At 60.6% G+C, this 17,873-nt stretch carries 15 protein-coding genes; 8 read left to right on the forward strand and 7 right to left on the reverse strand.

What is annotated here, in order from left to right:
- Positions 1 to 3: 3 nt before the first annotated feature.
- The 3 genes from AC07NY_RS11065 to AC07NY_RS11075 are packed head-to-tail and all read right to left on the reverse strand — an operon-like array spanning position 4 to position 3,208.
- Positions 4 to 1,203, reverse strand: a complete 1,200-nt coding sequence (locus AC07NY_RS11065) for an ABC transporter ATP-binding protein (protein ID WP_494583878.1) — start codon at positions 1,201 to 1,203, stop codon at positions 4 to 6.
- Entirely contained in the window at positions 1,200 to 2,369 is a 1,170-nt protein-coding gene (locus tag AC07NY_RS11070; RefSeq protein WP_494583879.1) for an ABC transporter ATP-binding protein, read from the reverse strand. The genes AC07NY_RS11065 and AC07NY_RS11070 overlap by 4 nt, the downstream gene beginning before the upstream one ends.
- A gap of 20 nt (positions 2,370 to 2,389) precedes the next feature.
- A complete protein-coding gene (locus tag AC07NY_RS11075) occupies positions 2,390 to 3,208 on the reverse strand; it encodes an ABC transporter permease (protein ID WP_494583880.1) in 819 nt (272 codons plus the stop codon).
- A gap of 364 nt (positions 3,209 to 3,572) precedes the next feature.
- On the opposite strand from AC07NY_RS11075, the gene rfbC reads away from it, so the two are divergent.
- Genes rfbC through AC07NY_RS11100 form a run of 5 tightly spaced genes read left to right on the forward strand, consistent with a single transcriptional unit; the run spans position 3,573 to position 8,001 of the window.
- Positions 3,573 to 4,136 carry a dTDP-4-dehydrorhamnose 3,5-epimerase gene (gene rfbC / locus AC07NY_RS11080; protein WP_494583881.1) on the forward strand — a complete coding sequence of 188 codons (564 nt, stop codon included), beginning with the start codon at positions 3,573 to 3,575 and terminating at the stop codon, positions 4,134 to 4,136.
- The gene (locus AC07NY_RS11085) at positions 4,133 to 5,356 is read left to right on the forward strand and encodes a class I SAM-dependent methyltransferase (protein WP_494583882.1); all 1,224 of its coding nucleotides are present in this window, start codon (positions 4,133 to 4,135) and stop codon (positions 5,354 to 5,356) included. The genes rfbC and AC07NY_RS11085 overlap by 4 nt, the downstream gene beginning before the upstream one ends.
- A complete protein-coding gene (locus tag AC07NY_RS11090) occupies positions 5,353 to 6,471 on the forward strand; it encodes a DegT/DnrJ/EryC1/StrS family aminotransferase (protein ID WP_494583883.1) in 1,119 nt (372 codons plus the stop codon). The genes AC07NY_RS11085 and AC07NY_RS11090 overlap by 4 nt, the downstream gene beginning before the upstream one ends.
- A 7-nt stretch (positions 6,472 to 6,478) precedes the next feature.
- Positions 6,479 to 7,222, forward strand: a complete 744-nt coding sequence (locus AC07NY_RS11095) for a formyltransferase family protein (protein ID WP_494583884.1) — start codon at positions 6,479 to 6,481, stop codon at positions 7,220 to 7,222.
- Complete coding sequence (locus AC07NY_RS11100; RefSeq protein ID WP_494584667.1) at positions 7,222 to 8,001, forward strand: cephalosporin hydroxylase family protein; 780 nt, start codon at positions 7,222 to 7,224, stop codon at positions 7,999 to 8,001. The genes AC07NY_RS11095 and AC07NY_RS11100 overlap by 1 nt, the downstream gene beginning before the upstream one ends.
- Before the next feature lie 7 nt (positions 8,002 to 8,008).
- On the opposite strand, the gene AC07NY_RS11105 is transcribed toward AC07NY_RS11100, so the two are convergent.
- Together AC07NY_RS11105 and rfbG are read right to left on the reverse strand one after the other, a co-directional pair.
- On the reverse strand, positions 8,009 to 9,469 hold the full coding sequence (locus tag AC07NY_RS11105; RefSeq protein ID WP_494583885.1) for a glycosyltransferase family A protein: 1,461 nt from the start codon (positions 9,467 to 9,469) through the stop codon (positions 8,009 to 8,011).
- A gap of 66 nt (positions 9,470 to 9,535) precedes the next feature.
- Positions 9,536 to 10,636: a CDP-glucose 4,6-dehydratase gene (gene rfbG, locus AC07NY_RS11110; RefSeq protein ID WP_494583886.1), complete on the reverse strand. Its 1,101-nt coding sequence runs from the start codon at positions 10,634 to 10,636 to the stop codon at positions 9,536 to 9,538.
- A 166-nt stretch (positions 10,637 to 10,802) separates the two neighbouring features.
- Between rfbG and rfbF the strand changes: the two genes are divergently transcribed.
- Positions 10,803 to 11,570, forward strand: a complete 768-nt coding sequence (gene rfbF, locus AC07NY_RS11115; RefSeq protein ID WP_494583887.1) for a glucose-1-phosphate cytidylyltransferase — start codon at positions 10,803 to 10,805, stop codon at positions 11,568 to 11,570.
- A 152-nt stretch (positions 11,571 to 11,722) separates the two neighbouring features.
- Here rfbF and wecB read toward each other — a convergent pair whose 3' ends face one another.
- On the reverse strand, positions 11,723 to 12,766 hold the full coding sequence (wecB, locus tag AC07NY_RS11120; RefSeq protein ID WP_494583888.1) for a non-hydrolyzing UDP-N-acetylglucosamine 2-epimerase: 1,044 nt from the start codon (positions 12,764 to 12,766) through the stop codon (positions 11,723 to 11,725).
- Positions 12,767 to 12,989: 223 nt separating this feature from the next.
- On the opposite strand from wecB, the gene AC07NY_RS11125 reads away from it, so the two are divergent.
- Both AC07NY_RS11125 and AC07NY_RS11130 read left to right on the forward strand, forming a co-directional pair.
- The gene (locus tag AC07NY_RS11125) at positions 12,990 to 14,885 is read left to right on the forward strand and encodes a hypothetical protein (protein WP_494583889.1); all 1,896 of its coding nucleotides are present in this window, start codon (positions 12,990 to 12,992) and stop codon (positions 14,883 to 14,885) included.
- Between the two features lie 56 nt (positions 14,886 to 14,941).
- Positions 14,942 to 16,420, forward strand: a complete 1,479-nt coding sequence (locus tag AC07NY_RS11130; protein WP_494583890.1) for a glycosyltransferase — start codon at positions 14,942 to 14,944, stop codon at positions 16,418 to 16,420.
- A gap of 130 nt (positions 16,421 to 16,550) precedes the next feature.
- Here the strand turns inward: AC07NY_RS11130 and AC07NY_RS11135 are convergent, their stop codons facing one another.
- Complete coding sequence (locus AC07NY_RS11135) at positions 16,551 to 17,663, reverse strand: glycosyltransferase (RefSeq protein WP_494583891.1); 1,113 nt, start codon at positions 17,661 to 17,663, stop codon at positions 16,551 to 16,553.
- Positions 17,664 to 17,873 lie beyond the last annotated feature (210 nt).

The raw sequence follows: 17,873 nt of genomic DNA on the forward strand, positions 1-17,873 counted from the left end.
GCTTCAGCTGCGATGCGCAGACAAGAACATCGGCCAGACCAAGGTGGGTGTTCCGTGTTTGTAGGCGATCTCTGACTGAATCTGGATCTGCCCGCCGAGCTGTGCGAGGAGCGTGCCGTCCGTGAAGATGTCCAGGCCGACCATATAGAAGCCGGACGCGAGGAAAAACTCCGGCGCGTCGACTTCGATCGTGATCTCCCCGGGCTCATGCGGCCCGAAGAGCGTGATGCGGTCGCGCCCGATTAGCAGGGCGTCGAGCCGCTCCACGAACAGCTCGACATCGAGCGATGGGATGGGCGCGGCCAGCGTGAGATCGCAGGAGAGTGCCAGCATTGGACTCGGGATCGGCATGGCTTCGGTTGCCGGTGCCTGCTTCATCTCGACGTTCAGGTCGCTCATGGCGACAATGCGTTGGTCGATTACCGCATTGCGGCTTTGCGAAGAGCTGATCATAGCGCGTTCGAATTTGAGGCGCATCGCCTGCTCATATGCTTCCCCGACCTCCTTGGCAGGGCCGTCCATGACAATACGCCCATTATCCAGCCAGATGCATCGGTCGCACATGGCTGCGATGGTCTCGATGGAATGCGAGACGATCATCACGATCCGCCCGGCCTCGCAGAGTTTGCGCACAGCGGCCGTCGCCTTGTCTGCGAAAGTCCGGTCTCCGACCGAGAGGGCCTCGTCGATAAGCAAGATTTCGGGGTCGATGAAAATCGCACCCGCGAAGCTGAGCCGCGCCTTCATCCCCGAGGAGTAGGTCCGCACCGGCCAGTCGATGAAATGGTCGAGACCGGCGAAGTCGATCATCTCCTCCGTGATCGCCAGCAAGCGCTCTTCCGGATGGCCGGAGAGCCGCGCCGCGAGCAGCAGGTTCTCGCGGCCGGTCATGTCGTCTCGCAGGCTGGAACCGATGGTGAGGATGGCCTGCAACTTGCCTTGAACCTCGATACGGCCGGCTGAGGGCATCGCGAGCCCGGTGAGAATGCGCATTAGCGTCGTCTTACCCGCGCCATTTGCGCCGATAAGGCCTATCCGCTCGCCGTCCGCGACTTCGAACGAGACGCCCTGTAGGGCAAGGGACACTCCTGCTGCCTGCCGAGCGCTGTCGTCGGCGAGATAGTGGCGGATCAGTTCCTCGTCCTCGGTAACCGACTCTGGATAAGCCTTGCAGAGGCCCTCGACTCTAATGTGAGGCTTCATGGCGAACGCCTTCTTACACGACCAGCCGGGCGCAGGCTCGCAACGCCCGGCTTTTCATTGCCTTCAACGACCAGAGAGAGGGAGTTGCCGTGGTACCAGGTGCGTGCGTCCAGCGTGACGATCTCGCCGGTGCCTGGAACACGACGGAGCACGCCGATATGGAGCATGTAGTTGCCCGGCACCAACGGTACATGCGGTATACGCACGCTTACCGTGTTCTCGCCCTTCTCCAGCGGAATCTCCTGCGGATCTAGCAGCATCACATTCTCCCAGCCGACTGTGCGGTGGGTCAGTTCGAGGCTGACAAGGACGCTGACGACGGTTCTGTCATCCGCGTGGACGGGAAAGTCGAGCCGCAACTCTTCGAATGGTCGGCCGCGAAAGGTGGTTGGCAGCGCCTCCGTCAGCCAGACGTCGGCGCGCTCGAGCTTCTGTTCCAGGCCGAGATACTGTCGTACGACAGGATAGCTTTCTCCGCTTAATGCGACCTTGCCATGGTCGAGGACGTAACACTGCTCGCACAGTTTGAGCACGCTGGTCCAGTCATGGGTCGCGAGGATGCCTGAGACCCCTCGGCGCTTGAAATCTCGCATGCGTCGCCAGCATCGAGCGCGGAAATAGGTGTCGCCGACCGACAACACTTCGTCGATGAGGAAGATGCTCTTCCGGAAGCTCGTGGCGACTGCAAAGAACAATCGAGCCTTCATGCCGGCGGAATAGGTCTTCACCGGCTTGTCGAAGTGTTCCCCAAGTTCGGCGAATTCCTCGACTTCGGCCAGATAGGCCGCTCGGTCATCTGCCGCTCCGGACATCTGTTCGAAGCTCCTCCGGGCGTATTCTCGCCCAGACAGGAATTCGTTGCTCGCCACGCCGAGTTCGAAGATCGCCGAGGCGTCGCCCCGCAGCGTCACTCTGCCGGCGGAGGGCGCATAGATTCCTCCGAGCGTGCGCAGCAGCGTGCTCTTGCCGGCGCCGTTATTGCCGAGGACGCCAATGATCTCACCATGAGGCACCGAGATCGTCACGTCCTGGAGGGCATGATGCGCCGGCAGCTCGTGGCGGCCTGACAAGAGATTCCAGACGCTCGCGTTCTCCAGGAGGAAAAAATCCTTGGAGACGCCCTGTGCTTCGATGGCGGGCCGCTGCCCGGGTGCGCTGTTGGACATGCCGTTGGTCCTGCGCGGCTTCACAGCCGTGAATCGAAGTAAGGGCGCAGTCGCAGAAAGAACACGATGCCGATAAGGAAGACGCCGATCGCGCTCGCGAAGGAGTAGCCGATCGTCCATAGCGAGGGGAATTCGGCGTTGAGGATCGGCGCCCGATAGGATTCTAGAATCACGTAAATCGGGTTGTAGGCCGTGATGTGTTGCACCGACTGCGGAAAGGCGGTGATAGGATAGAAGATCGGCGAGGCGAACAAGACGACCAGAAGGATGTTCGGCAGCGCGAACATGACGTCGCGAGCGAAAACGTTGATCGAGCCGAGGATCAGTCCGAGACCGCAGACCAGAATGTATTGTGCCAGCAGGATCAGTGGGATGATGCTCCACGACAGGCTCGGTGTGCGGCCGTCCGCCACCAGCAGCACTGCCAGGAACACCACGGCGACGAGCAACGGTACGATGCCGGTCAGCGCTTCGGCGAACACCAGCAGTTCCTGGCGAAAGCTGATGTTGCGGATCAGCGAGGAGTGCTTGACGAAGGCCCCCGTCGATGAGCTCAATCCTTCGGACGTGAACAGCCAGGGACCGTATCCAGCGATCAACCAGATGACATAGCTCAGGCTCGTATCCGAACCCGGCAATTTCGACTTGAACACGAAACCGAACACGAAAGTGAAAATCGAGAGCATCAGCAGAGGGCTGACGATCGCCCAGGCTAGGCCGAGTCGGGAGCCGAGATACCTGTCTTTCATGCTCAGTGCGACGAAGTTCAGGAAATTCCGTAGATCGACCGCGCTATAGGTCGTCAGTGCGTGCCGCACCTTGCTCAGAACGTGTCTCATCTCACCAACGCCTTGCCCCGGGGGGCGCATGCATGAATATCAGGAGCCTTGAGCATCATCTTTTGCACGTGTCCCCGGATGGCACAGGTAGCGCCGCCGGCTGCGAGACGAACCGCTCATGTGAGAATGGCGGTCTGCGCAACGTGACGGTGAAGCCGGATTGTCCACCGCGACACTCGGTAGCGATTGCAGATTGGCTTCAGTTGCGGTGCTCTTATCGCGGTGCGTTCGGTGCGGCAACCGTCCCAAGCCGTTCGGGGAGAGTTGTTGGATATCGGCCCGGGTGCTATCGCGGCGATTGCAAACGTCCTGCCCTTGTTCGCCCGGCGCAGCGGCATCCCCGCAACGCAGACACGAGCGTGCTATGATTTTCACTCCGCTTGGATTTTCGGCTGACGACATGACCGATGCGTATCGGATCGACTTGGAGAGGCGAGAGGATGAGCGCGGCTTCTTCGCTCGCGCATTTTGCACGAAGGAGTTCGCGGCTCACGGCCTCCCGACACACTGGGTTCAGGCCAATATTTCCTATAACAGGCAGGCGGGTATCCTGCGAGGCCTGCATTATCAGACCGCGCCCTCCGTCGAAGCCAAGCTCGTGCGCTGCATTCGCGGAGCGATCTTTGACGTTCTCGTGGATATCCGAGCAGGCTCGCCTCATTTCGGGCGTTGGACCGGTCTCGAGTTGACGGCTGTCAACAGAAGCATGGTCTACGTTCCCGCGGGCTTTGCTCACGGGTTTCAAGCGCTTGAACCGGATACCGAGCTTCTGTATTTGCACGATACGATGTTCGATCCCCTCCGACAGGCTGGTCTCAACGCTCTTGATCTCGCGCTGGGCATTCCTTGGCCGCTTGATGTGACCGGGCTTTCGGCGCGCGATGCCTCGCTTCCCAAATTATCGGATTTGAAGCTTTTAAGCCCATGAACTGCCGTCACTGCCAAACTCCGCTGTCGCGTGTTTTCCTCGACCTGGGTCATGCGCCTCTTTCAAATGCCTATTTGAACGAGGCCGATCTCGACAGAGCTGAAATCACCTATCCGTTGCGCCTTTTCGCCTGTGACAGCTGCCGTCTGGTGCAGACCCAGGACCACGCCGTCGCAGACGAGATGTTCAAGGCTGACTACGCCTATTTCTCATCGACTTCGAAGAGCTGGCTCGATCATGCTGCGCGATATTGCGCGATGATCACGGAGCGCCTCGGTCTGACGCCGGCAAGTTTCGTCGTAGAGGTTGCCAGCAACGACGGTTACCTTCTGCGCAATTTTGTCGAGGGCGACATTCCCTGCCTCGGCATCGAACCCACGGCCGGCACGGCTAGCGTAGCCGAGGCACTCGGCATTCCCGTTCTAGGCGAGTTCTTCGGCGAAGCCACGGGCAGGCGCCTTGCCGCCGAAGGTCGTGTCGCCGATCTCGTCATCGGCAATAATGTTTACGCTCACGTGCCGGACATCAACGATTTTACCCGAGGACTTGCGGCTCTGGTGAAGCCCGAGGGCGTGATTACGCTGGAATTCCCGCACCTCATGCGGTTGATCGAGCACTGCCAGTTCGACACCACCTATCATGAGCATTTCTCTTACCTTTCGCTGTCGGTGGCGAAGCGCATCTTCGAGGATGCAGGGTTACGTGTGTTCGACGTCGAGGAGTTGCCGACCCATGGCGGCAGCCTCCGAATCTACGGTTGCCGCGCGCAGGCGGGCCATTCGGTGCGGTCCGCCGTGGCTGCGTTGCTGGCCGAGGAAGAAAAGCGCGGCCTGCTTGAAACTGTACCATATGACGGTTTCCAGCGACGTGCCGAGCGGGTGAAGGATGATCTGCTCTCCTTCCTTCTCTCTGCCAAGCGTGAGGGAAAATCCGTCGTGGGCTATGGAGCGGCAGCCAAGGGCAACACCCTGCTGAATTTCGCAGGAGTGAAGCGCGATCTTCTGCCCTTCATCTGTGATGCCGCGCCAGCGAAGCAGGGGCGCTACATGCCGGGCAGTCACATCCCCGTCCTGCCGCCGCAGGCGCTGTCCGAGCACCGCCCGGATTATGTGCTCATCCTGCCTTGGAACATCGCTGATGAGGTTCGCGCACAGCTGGCTCCTTTGGCCGCGCAAGGCACGAGGTTCGTCACGGCTGTACCGGAATTGAGTGTCCTATGAGCGCGCGCATTGTTTATACAAAGCCGTCCATTACTTCGCGCGAAGTGGACTATGCGACTGACGCGGCCCGGAACGGCTGGGGCGAGCGCTGCTACGACTATATCTACAAGTTCGAGGCGGCCTTCGCCGGGCATTTGGGCGTCAAGCATGCCATTGCCACATCGAGTTGCACCGGCGCGCTGCACATGGGTATGGCGGCGCTCGGCATCGGGCCGGGCGACGAGGTCATCCTCGCCGACACAAATTGGGTAGCAAGTGCAGCCCCGATCGCTCATCTGGGGGCGACGCCGGTGTTCGTCGACATCGACATCGACAGTTGGTGTCTGTCGACAGAAAAGGTCGCTGCGGCAATCACGCCGCGCACCAAGGCGATCCTCGCCGTTCATATCTATGGCAACTTGTGCGACATGGGCGCACTGCAGGAACTGGCCGACAAGCACAATCTCCACCTAATCGAAGATGCAGCAGAGGCCCTCGGCTCGATCTATCACGGCAGGCGAGCAGGCAGCATGGGTGCGTTCGGCGCATTTTCCTTCCATGGCACGAAGACGCTGACCACCGGCGAAGGCGGCGCCTTCGTCACCAACGACAGCGCGCTGTACGAACATGTGCTGACCTTGTCGAACCATGGCCGTGCGCGCGGTCAGCCAAAGCAGTTTTGGCCTGACATGGTCGGTTTCAAGTATAAGATGTCGAACATTCAGGCTGCCATCGGATTGGCTCAGATTGAACGGATCGACGAACTCGTCGCCCGCAAGCGTGCGATCCTGACCAGCTACAAGGCCGCACTTGCCGATCTGCAGTCTCTGTCCATGAATCCGGAGCCGTCAGGTACGCAGAATGGAGCGTGGATGCCGACCGTCGTGTTCGATCGCGAAAGCGGTGTCTCTCGCGAAGTGATGCAGGCGGCATTCAGTGAGGCGAACATCGACGCGCGGGTATTCTTCCACCCGCTGTCCTCGCTCCCCATGTTTACGCCGGTCGCGACGAATAAGATCGCTTACGATATCCCCGAGCGGGCCATCAATCTGCCAAGCTACCACGACATGACTGAGGAAGACCTCGAACGTGTTGCCACCGTGCTGCGCCAACTTGCACGGCCGTCGGCACAGTGACCGTGACATGACACGAGTATTGGTATTGGCGGATGGCTCCGTCGGAGCGGAGTGTGTCGAGTGGCTCATCGAGCATCATCGAGCTGATCTTGGGCTGGTCGTAACCACCAACGAGAATAAGATCAGCACTGCTGCGCAAGCCGCGAACGTCCCAACTGCTTTTTTCGAAGGCAGCGCTCAACTCTTCGCCTTGGTGAGGCAGCGTGAGCTGAGCTTTGATCTCGGCCTGCTGTTGTGGTGGCCACACATCATCAAGGCGCCCTTGATAGGCTTGCCGAAGCATGGCTTCATCAATACCCATCCTAGCCTGCTGCCATTTAACCGCGGTAAGCACTATAATTTCTGGGCTATCGTCGAGCAGGCGCCTTTCGGGGTGACGCTTCATAAAGTCGAGGATGGAATCGACACTGGCCCGATTGTCGCCCAGTCGGAGCTCCCATATGGCTGGGAAGATACGGGCGAGACGCTGTATCTGCGTGCTGGGGCGGCAATGGTTCGGCTGTTGAAGGATACATATCCGCACCTGCTGACCGGGCGGCTGACGCCAGCATCGCAGGACCTGACAATGGGATCATTCCATCGTGCCAGTGAGCTCGAGGCGGCTTCCTGGATCGCGCTCGATGAACCCACCACGCCCCGCGACCTGTTGAATCGCTTGCGCGCTCGGACATTCCCTGGAAAGCCGGGTTGCCGTTTTGCAGATGGCGGCCGGACATACGAGATCACAGTCTCGATAAAGGAAGTAAGATGATCGACCCGCATCAGCGCTTTCTGGAAGAGTGCGAGCATGAAATCGCCGCGCAAGGCGATAATGCTCAGCTCAAGGCTTTGACGCGTGACTGGTTCACGGCCGCGAACGCCGCGAAATATTCATATCATTTCTCTTGGCTTGGTCGCCCGATCATCCAATATCCTCAGGATATCGTCGCCTTTCAGGAGCTGGTTTGGGCAGTGAAGCCCGATGTCATCGTTGAAACCGGCATTGCACATGGAGGCTCGCTGATCCTTTCGGCCTCGTTGCTCGCCATGCTCGATCTCTTTGAGGCTGCGCAGGTGGGGGAGAAGCTGGATCCGGCGACACCGAAGCGCAAGGTCATCGGCGTGGACATCGATATCCGCCAGCACAACCGCGAGGCGATCGAAGCGCATCCATTGGCGCAGCGCATCACAATGTTGCAGGGCTCGTCCGTGGATACCCACATTGTCGAGCAGGTGCGTGCCCTCGTCGGCGACGCGCAATCGGTTCTCGTCAGTCTCGACAGCAATCACACCCACGAGCACGTGCTCGCGGAGTTAGAAGCCTATGCGCCGATGGCAAGCGTCGGCAGCTATTGCGTCGTTTTCGATACGGTTATCGAAGATTTGCCTGAAGAGATGTTCGCAGACAGGCCCTGGAGCCGGGGGAACAACGCCAAGACCGCTGTCCGTGAGTTCCTCGCGAACAACAAACAGTTCGTCATCGACAAGGCGATCGAGAACAAACTGCTGATCACTGTCGCCCCGGACGGCTTCCTCAAGCGGATCAGCTGAAGGCTTGTCAGAACATGCCAGCGGGCGCCGGTTTCGGGAGCGGATAACGATAGAATTCGCTCTCGGCGTAGCGCAGGGCAGCGAGGGTTGAGCCAAAAGCAGGATAGCCGTTCACCACCAAACCTGGTGTGGGTTCAAGGGCGTCGGCCGCGGTCGACGCTGTAAGTGTGGCTTTGCTGTGCTCGGGGCTTTCCGGCGAAGCGGACATTGCCCGCCGGACACGGTTCAGCTGCCGATAGAGCCCTGCCACCGGCGCGAGCCATGCTGCGATGCGGTGAACGACAGCTTCGTGCGATCTGATCGCTTCTTCGCGGTCAAGAGCGGCCTTCTCGCGAAAAGTGACTTGCTCCTCGCGATCCTTGAGCCAATCTTCATGGGCTTTGGCTGCGCTTTCGCGAGTTGCTGCAGCCTCCTCGCGCTTGCTGTTCGCCTCGTCCGCGAGCTGCGTGCGGAAGGTGAGAATTCGCTCTCGAATCTCTAGCGGGGCCTTGTGCAGGAATGCCTGCATGTGGCCGGCGATCGCTTGCCTTTCCTCTTCCGAGGCCCAGTTCTGGATGGCGGCGAGATCCAACTGCGTCTGGACGTACAGAGCCGCGAGATCCAAGCTTTGTGACTTGTAGTCATGGCCCGGAACGGCTTGATCGATCATCCGCCAATCATAGGCGCAGATGTTGTGAACCGAGCAGAACACATGCGGAATGGGTAGATCGGAAAAATCTGCAGCCGAGAACCCGCCTTCTGTAAGGAAGCGTCGGGCATGGGCCGTGTTCTGTGAAAATAGCATGCCGTTGGATATGCTCGTGTTCAGACTCACGGTGTAGGAATTGTTGAGATCTACAAGTTTGTCCGTCGAAAGCAGTGCTACGGTCTTGGACGTGTAGTCGGGCGATATCAGCGGGCAGACCTTGCCGAAGCGTTGCTTGACGCGTTCGATCAACGTCCGCGAGTAGGCTCCGAAGCAGATCTTGCCGTAGGCATAGGCAGGCCCCTCGGTGCCGAGCCGCTGATGGAAGGAGACGCGCGCGGCCATCTCCTGCTTGCTGTCGACATAGAATGGCTCGCCTGCCCCGCGTACGGGCACCAGAAAGCCTCGCCCCACATCGCCTTCCTGCTCATGCGTCAGGTAATAGGCATCCGAGGTCCAAGAATAGACTTCCGCCGGATGGCTCTGCGTAGCTGCCTGCAGGCGCTCCAGCGCGTTCAGGCGTAGAAGCGTCTTGTCGATCAGGACCAGCACGAAGTCGCCCCAAGCTTGATCGATGGCGAACTCCCAGTTGTCGTGCATAGCAAGGGAGGAGGGGGGGGTGATATAGCGAATGCGCTTGTCGGCGAAGGCTTCGACCTCTGCCTTGCACGAGATGTTCTTGTAATTATCGCAGACGACGACCTCGAAATTGTCGAAGCTTTGGTTCAGGACGCTTTCCAGGGCATTCTTGACGTAGGCAGGTCGATCCCGGGTCGGAATCAATACGGAGAACCTAGGCCGACCGGCCGATGACGGCTGTTGCTCATATCTCGACAAGGTTATGTACTTTCAAAATGCCGCCGGCTTCGCCTGGCTGATGCGCAATAGGTGCCGCTCGATGGCAGTGTGGCTCAGGTTGACGGCGTCGGCCTCTTGCGTGAGGAAAGCACGATACCAAGCCGCCGCCTCGCGAATAGCCTCAGCTTGGCTGAGGGATGGCCGCCAGCCGAGCTGGTCAACGGCCTTGCTCGGATCAAGCCGCAGCAGAGGAGCCTCCGCCGGTTGCGGGCCATCCGCCATGCGCCACCCGCCGCGGCTGCCCCATTCCTGGGCGAACAGCGAAACGACTTCACGCACGCACATCTCCTCACCGGCGAGGGGGCCGAAGTTCCAGGCTTCGGCAAATCCATCCGCATCGGCATGCAGGCGCTCGGCTAGCATGAGATAGCCGGTCAAACTATCCAGCACGTAGAGCCAGGGCCGTACGCTGTCCGGATAGCGCAGCTCCACGTCTCGCCCGGCCGACAAAGCCGCGACGAGATCGGGGGCGATTCGATCCTGCGACCAGTCGCCGCCGCCAATGACGTTACCGGAACGCGCGGTGGCGATAGCGGCGGGGCGAGCATTCGGCCGTGCGCCGAAAAAGCTCTGGCGCCAGGATTGGACGAGGATTTCGGCGGCAGCCTTGCTCGCGCTGTAGGGATCGTGCCCCCCCAGCGCGTCCGTTTCCCTCCGCGGGCAGGTCTCGGCGGAAAGGTCATAGACCTTGTCGGTGGTGACGATGATGACGGCTCGCGCCTCAGGCGTCTTGCCGATCGCTTCAAGGAGATAAGCGGTCCCCATCACATTGACATCGAAGGTTTCCGCGGGATCGCGATATGAACGACGAACCAGTGCTTGCGCAGCCATATGGATCACGATTTCCGGCTTCGCCCGCTGCATGACGTCGGTCAGCGCGGCTTGGTCACGGATATCGGCAGTGACATGAGCATGAACGGCCTGCGCCCCGCCTGACAGTTCGAATAGGCTCGGCGAGGTTTCTGGAGGTAGGCTGTAGCCCGTCACCTGCGCGCCCAGCTTGGCGAGAAGCAGGCTCATCCATGCCCCCTTGAAGCCGGTATGCCCGGTAAGGAAGACGCGCTTGCCATTCCAGAATTCAGGACGGATCATGTGCTTCCCTGCAAGGCGAGGCGCGTCTTCATAGTCTCGCCTGTCGCTTATGTACGGGCGTGATATCAGATGTCGCCTTTGATGCGAAAGCCCTCGCCTTGCGGCTTAGAGCGGGAGAGGGTAGAGCGGCCCTGCCTCGGTAGGAGCTTGGAGTGCGAGATCAGCCATGAAAGCTGTGATACTGGCCGGCGGGTTTGGCACGCGCATCAGCGAGGAATCTTATCTTCGCCCCAAGCCGATGATCGAGATCGGTGGAAGGCCGATAATCTGGCACATCATGAAGCTCTATGGTGCGCATGGCATCACGGAATTCGTGATCTGCTGCGGCTACAAGGGCTACGTCATCAAGGAGTATTTCGCGAACTACTTCCTGCACATGTCCGACGTGACCTTCGACATGAAGGCCAACACGATGGAGGTGCATCAACGCAATGCTGAGCCATGGCGTGCCACTTTGATCGACACTGGCGAGGCGACGCAGACCGGAGGGCGCATTGCCCGAGTGCGTGAGCATCTCGACGGTACCTTCTGTCTGACATACGGCGACGGAGTCAGCGATGTCGACCTCGGGGCGCTTGTCGCCTTCCATCAGGAGCAGGGTGTGGATTGCACCGTGACCGCGATCCAACCCGCCGGACGCTTCGGTCAACTTGATCTTGAAGGTGATCGGGTTAAGGCTTTCATCGAGAAGCCACGCGGCGACGGGCGCTGGATCAGTGGCGGTTTCTTCGTTTGCGAGCCCAGCGTATTTGACCTCATCGCCGGGGACGAGACGGTATGGGAGCGCGGCCCGTTGGAAGCACTGGCCGCACGTGACCGTCTGGCGGTTTATCGCCACTATGGTTTTTGGGCGGCCATGGACACGCTGCGCGACAAGAATTTCCTTGAAGGCCTTTGGAGTTCTGGACAGGCGCCGTGGAAAGTATGGGCTTGAAAGCCCATTTTCAGCCATGTCGTAACTACGCTCTTGGCTGAGCTGGCAATGGCCGCCCCGCAGCGGCAGATGGGCCACTGTCTTTAGGCCGACGCCGCAGACCTCTGCTTCCGGGGTGGCTTTCAATCGCGCTCCGCTCGCGATGGAGTGCCCTAGGCTTCGAGTGTGTCCCGGATCAGTTTCGCGATCAGCTTGGACGCGTTGCCGTCTCCATAGTCCGGGATATCCCGGCGCGGCGCATAGCCGGAACTGGTCCAGAGGCGATTCCAGCCGGCCACCACCGTCTCGACCCATTCGGTTTCGTCCCGCAACGTGACGGCAGGGACGCCGTGGAAATAGGCCTCCTTCTGCAGGCCCCCGGAATCGGTAAATACGGCGACTGATTGATTGACCAGCCAGGCCATGTCGAGATAGCCGATGGGGTCGATCAGCGTCAGGCCGGCCGGTACGACGCCGCGCTGTGTGAGCAGCTTGCGGGTGCGCGGATGGACGGGCATGATGATCGGCGTGGATCGGGCCGCGTCCTCGAGCCAGGCGACGACGCGGGCAAAGCGCGCGGGATCGTCCGTATTCTCGGCCCTGTGGATCGTGGCGACGGAATAGTGCCTCGGGGTCAGCTTCAGATCATCGAGGATCGTCGAACGCCCCTTCGCGCGCGCTACGGCGGCGATGGTCGTATCGAACATGACGTCGCCGGTGGCGTGGACGCCTTTGACGATGCCCTCGTTTTTCAGGTTCTGCATGGCGGTCTGCGTCGGACAGAACAGCAGTGCGCTGACATGGTCAGTGATGATCCGGTTGATCTCCTCCGGCATGCGCCGGTTGAACGAGCGAAGACCCGCCTCCACATGCGCGACGGGGATATTTAGCTTCGACGCGGCAAGCGCGCCGGCTATCGTCGAATTGGTATCGCCATAGACCAGCACCATATCCGGCCTCTCGGCCAGCATCGCCTCTTCGAGCTTCTCGAGCATCCTGCCTGTCATGGCGCCGTGGCCGAGGCTGTTGATCTCCAGATTGTAGGCGGGCTTCGGGATCGCCAGCTCCTCGAAGAAGACGTCTGACATCAAAGCGTCGAAATGCTGGCCGGTATGAGCGATGACTTCCGTCATGCCTGCTTCCGCCAGTGCGCGGCTGACAGGGGCGGCTTTGATGAATTGCGGCCTGGCGCCGAGGACGGTGAAAATCTGAGGCATGATCGTTCCGATGACGGGTGGCAACCAGTGTGCCCGACTGCTCTGTTGCGAATAGAAGATGGCCGCACACAACGCAATTCCGTGGCGGCTCGGTGCGACGAATCCTGTGGCAACGAGCTTGCGATGTGAGAATGCAGCACTGCTCTGGGGAGTGGTGTTCGGTGCTTGACCAGCGATCTCGCTTCCACCTATCTCACGGCAACACGAAGAAGAGGATGTTGATTTGTCGAGCGTGAAGCGCGCGCTGGTAGCTTACTCGATGTCGAGCACGCATGTTCAGACGACGCTCGACTATTTGGTCGCGTTCAAGAGGTTTTGCGGCTTCGATACCGACTTCGTTCACGTCACGCATCACGCGCCGGTCGAATTCGATTTCGATAGCTATGATGTGGTTTTTCACAGCTATTGCGCTCGCCTTTGCTTCGAAGGTTATGTTTCAGACAGTTATCGTGAAAAGCTCAGGGCATTCCATGGTGTCAAGGTCCTGGCTGTCCAGGACGAATATGACCGCACTGATACGCTCAAGGCGGCAATCAAGGATCTAGGTTTCGACATCGTCCTCACTTGCGTGCCGCAAGATAGCCTCGACCATGTATATCCTCGAGCCGAATTCCCCGGTGTGACCTTCATTACGGTTTTCACGGGCTACGTCGCTGAAACCCTCATGGCCGAGCTGCCTTCTCCCAAGCCGCTGGCGGAGCGCACGATCTTCATCGGCTATCGCGGGCGGGATATCGGCGGCCGCTATGGGCGCCTCGGCTTCGACAAGTTCGAGATCGGGCGGCGGATGAAAGAGCACTGCGATGCCCGCGGCATCGGGAACGATATCGCGATGGACGAGGCCAGTCGCATTTACGGCACGGCGTGGTTTGATTTCATCGGGAACTGCCGAGCCATGCTCGGTTCGGAATCGGGCTCCAACGTGTTCGATTTCGACGGCAGTATCGAAGCCCGTTTCAAGGAGATGACGGCCGCCAATGGCGGCGTGCCGCCAAGCTATGCCGATTTCCTGCCTATCGTCGTCGATCGCGACGGCGAAATCGAAATGGGGCAGATTTCTCCGCGTGTTTTCGAATGCGCGATGATGCGCACGCCGATGGTCCTCTTCAAGGGGCGCTATTCGGACGCCATCGCGCCGGATCTGCACTACATCTCGTTGGAGAAGGATTTCTCCAACGTCGACACGGTCCTTGAGCGCCTGAAGGATCTGCCGGCGCTTGAGGCGATGACCCAGCGCGCTTTCGATCACCTGGTCGGATCGGGCCGCTTCACCTACCAGGCATTTTATGCGGGGATCGTGGCCGCGATCGAGGAAAGGTCCGCGCAGAAGTCTTGGAACCGCGACGAGCGGACCGGAGCTACGATGCCACCGACCGTGCCTGTATATCGATCCGGCATGATCGCGGAGCCAGCAACATCTGCACCATTGGGCAATAGGGGGTTTCGGTTGCGGGTCGATGCTGCGGAGGCAGCAGTCTACGGGCGCGAATTCGACAGATTGATGGAAGAGTTCAACCATCTTCGTTCGATCTTTGAGAATGAGATCAACCGTTTGCTCGGCAACTACGGAGGGATGATCGACCGTCTGGAACACGCTGCTCAGGTGACGCCCCGACCGTTCTTCACGCTGGCGGAATGTGGGATCTCACGCCTATTGGCCGACTATGATGCCGAGATGATGTCGGCGTTGCAGCAGCGCCGGACGGCTCGTGTTGCATTCGAGGCAGCGTTGCCGCTCGGCGCGGAAGACGCGAGCGCGGAAGCGCTGCAGAATATGTTGCAGCATGAGAAAGATGGCTACTTCCACCTGATCGAGTGGCTCAGGCGCCTGAATGAAGTCTATGATGCAGATCGCCTGCAGATGGAGCGCGCCACTCATAAGTGGATCGCCGAACTGAGCGCGACAGTGTTGCCGAGGTTGCCATTGAAGCAAAGGTTCGCCGCGAGACTGCTGCTGTTCAGGCTGCTGTTCAGGCTGCGGTTCTCGGCGGTTGGAGGCCGGACGCTGCGTGGTATTGCCTATTCTCCGGCGGTGCGCCGGCTGCTCGCTGCAGTACCTGCCATCTTGCCGCTGGCGCGTCGGGTTGCGCGTCGGCTGAGGCGGTCGGGGCTGACGTAACGGATACTTGTCGCTCCGGGCTGGAGTGATGCGCGAACCGTCCGTATTGCGCCACGATGGGCCTCGGCCTGCAGGCTGCTGCCGGGAGTGATGTTTTGGAGGATGCCTCGATTATGCCCCTTTCGGCAGCGCGGCGGCGGCGCATCGGACTGATCTGCTTTTCAGCTATCCCGGACGATCCAAGGGTCCGCCGACAGGGCGATCTTTTCCATTCGCGCGGATGGGATGTCGTTGCGATCGGCTTGCCGGATGCCCGTTCGCAGCAACCGCCATGGCAGTGTCTGGCGATTGATTCCGGCGTCGGCGGAGCATCTATTGCTGGGCTCGAGGACGCGTCTGCCGTTCCAGATGGGATGGCTACGGAGGTTGATGGCGATAGGGGCGAAGTTGCCGCGTCGGTGCGCGCACCGGATACATTCGACCAGGCGTTGCGTTGGCTTCCACGTGCCTGGCACCCAGCGGCACGGGCGCTGGCTGGACGGGTTCTCGGCCGCACGCTCTTTCCCGTCTTGAGGAGGGTCGTGCGCGCCAAGGATTTGGCACTGGTCTACGTCAATTCCAAGCATGCCGACGCCACCTACTGGACCCTCAACGACCGCTTCGAGAGGCTCTACGATGTCGCTAGCCGCCGCCAGGCGGATATCTGGCTCGCCAACGACTGGACGGCGTTGCCGATCGCGCGGCGGCTCGCGGCCGAGCAGGGTGTTCCCTACGCCTACGACACGCATGAGCTTGCGGTCGACGAGTATGCCCATCGCCTCCTCTGGCGCCTGACCCAGCGTCCTGTCATCGCGGCGATCGAACGAGGGGGGATTGCAGGTTCTGCCGTGACGAGCTGTGTATCCCAAGGTATCGCTGACCGCCTGCATGAGCTCTACGGACTGCCGCAGAAGCCGCTGCTCATCCGAAACATGCCGCGTTACGAGGCATATCCTTACAGGCCTTGCGGTGAGACGATCCAAGTACTCTACCACGGCGTCGTCAATGTCGGGCGCGGGCTGGAGGCCTGCATCGACAGCGTCGCGCTCTGGAGCCCGGAGTTTAAGCTGACGATCCGTGGGCCGGGTCCAGCCGAATATCTCGAGGCGCTGGCCGCTCGGATCAAGGCGGTAGGTCTCGGAGATCGCGTCACGCTGGCTCCGCCCGTCCCGATGATCGACCTGGTCCGCGAGGCGGCGCTTTTCGATATCGGCTTGTTCGCGCTGCCAGGACATTCGAAGCAGAACGTCCATGTCCTGCCGAACAAGTTCTTCGAGTACACGATGGCTGGTTTGGCACTCTGCGTCTCCGATTTGCCGGAGATGACGGCGCTGCTGCGGCAGCATGACCTTGGCCGCTCGATCCCCGACGTCACGCCGCAAGCGATCGCAGCGGCAATCAATGGTTTCGATCGTGCTGCGATCGACATTCACAAGCGACACGCGCTCGAGGCTGCGAAGCTGCTAAACTGGGAGGCCGAGGCGGATCGCCTCTTCGCGGCGATCGAACAGGCGGTGGCGGGTACTGCGGAGGCTCGGCAGTCCGCCGCGCAATGAACTGGCCTGCAACCGCGGGCGGCTAAAGCATTTTCGAGCGAAGCGGAAACCGGTTCACAAGAAAAAATGCATTAAAACAATGGCCTGGGGCAATTCCGCGCTTCAGGGAATTGCGGAGCTGCTCTAGAGGTCAGGGCATCTCAGCTGGCGCCAAACGGGCGACCAGCGCGAGCAGTTTGCCGCCTTCGGCCTCGAAGTTGATGTCTTGTGCTCGTGCGAGGGCAGCACGCTTGCAGGTATCGATCCCAGAGGTATCTAGGCCTGCCAGGCAGGTCGCGATACCCTCTGGGGAATCATCCGAGAGCAGCGTGCCGCAGCCTGCGGTCTCGATCATCCTGCGGATCTCCGGCAAGTCGCTGCTGATTACCATCAGCCCCGCCTGCATGTACTCGAAGATCTTGTTGGGCATGGCGAAGCGCGCATGCGTCGTGCTGTTCGACAGAAGGAAGACGCCGATATCGGCTTGGGCGGCGGTGGAAATCAGCTGATCAGGCGGAACCGGTGGCTCGAGAGCGATACGCTCGCTGAGCGGGCCGACGAGATTGCGCAGATGCTGGTCGAAGCCGCCCTGGGCGGGGCCGCGGATCACGAGACGGAACCCATCCGGCCAGAGCGCAACGCTCTCGATCAGGGTTTCCAGGCCGCGGCGAGGTACGACGGCGCCGTGATAGAGCACGGTGATGGTGCGTGCCGTCGGGCGGAAGACCGTCGCCTGCCAGGCGGGTGTGTTGGAGATGACGGTCGGCCGGGGCAGGCCGTAGCGCTGCGCGAGCGCATCGGCGATGCCGTCGCTCACCGTCGCGACCGCATCGGCCTCGCGGATATAGCGATCCTCGATACGCACAACATGTTGCCGGGCGAGAACGCGCCAGCGCCAGCTATCCGCGAATTCCTCGGGAGCGAATTCGTGGCTGTCATAGATGATGCGAGCCCCGCAGGCACGCTTGGCCGCAAAGGCGAGGGGGAGGGCCCGCCAGTCATTGGCGATGACAAGATCTGGCTTGAAGCGGAGCAGGTCCCCGCGCGTCGTCAGTCGGCTTGGCGAAAGCCAGTAGAGGAGGTCCGCACTGGCGGGGACAAGGGAGGCGGGCGCCTGACGGAGCACCATGCCGAGACGCACGCGCGTGTCGCTGCCAGGGCCGGGAATAACGGTGACGGGTGCGGGCGGTACGGCGGGCAGGGGAGCTTGCGCGAAGATGCGTACGTCATAACCGGCGCCGACAAGGAGCGCCGCATGGCGCAATACGCGTGAATCATGCTGCAGAGGTGAAACGCAGACGAGTGCAATCCGAGTCATGGTTGGGACCGGGAATGTTCGGTGGAAGGTGCCGGCTTGCGGGGGAGGGCAGTCATGTCGGCGCAGCCGTTCCCTCGGTCCACTCTTTTGACGTTCTTGAGCAAGGCCGGTTGGCGCTATCACTTCCGGGGCGCAATGCAATCCTGATCTGCAGAA

The sequence above is a fragment of the Allobosea sp. GW821-FHT09G06 genome, assembly GCF_059416005.1.